The 505-nt window shown below is 57.4% G+C and carries 1 protein-coding gene; it reads right to left on the bottom strand.

What is annotated here, in order from left to right; genetic code table 11:
* Window positions 1-471, bottom strand: a 471-nt coding sequence (locus HMPREF9538_RS33090; protein ID WP_009486301.1) for a fumarate hydratase, incomplete at its 3' end; no start/stop codon positions are given.
* Window positions 472-505 lie beyond the last annotated feature (34 nt).

Raw genomic sequence — 505 nt, 5'->3', positions numbered from 1 at the left:
CTCTTTATACATATCCAGCGGCGCGTTCTGTGAGTAGCGCAGGTTATCTTCGGTATAGGTGTTGTACACCCCCTGCGCCAGGGCGGCTTCATCGCCGCCGCCGGTCCAGACGCGCTGGCCTTTTTTCCCCATGATAATCGCGGTGCCGGTATCCTGGCAGGTCGGCAGCACGCCCTTGGCGGCAATTTCCGAGTTGCGCAGGAACTGCAGGGCGACATATTTATCGTTATCGCTGGCTTCCGGGTCGAGCAAAATCGAGGCGACCTGTTGCTGATGGGAGACGCGCAGCATAAAGGCGGCGTCGTGGAAGGCCTGCTGAGCGAGCAGGGTCAGCGCCTGCGGCTCTACTTTCAGGACCTGCTGGCCGTCAAATTCGGCGACGGAGACGTGCTCTTTGCTGAGCAGATAGTATTCCGTATCGTCGTGCGCCAGCGGAAACGGATCCTGATAAACAAACGGTTTAGTCGACATAGTCACTTACTCCATAAAGATAAAAACCCCCCCG

The organism is Klebsiella sp. MS 92-3, from assembly GCF_000195655.1.
Classification (GTDB): Bacteria; Pseudomonadota; Gammaproteobacteria; order Enterobacterales; family Enterobacteriaceae; genus Klebsiella; species Klebsiella pneumoniae.
This window is presented reverse-complemented; position numbering and strand designations above follow the sequence as displayed.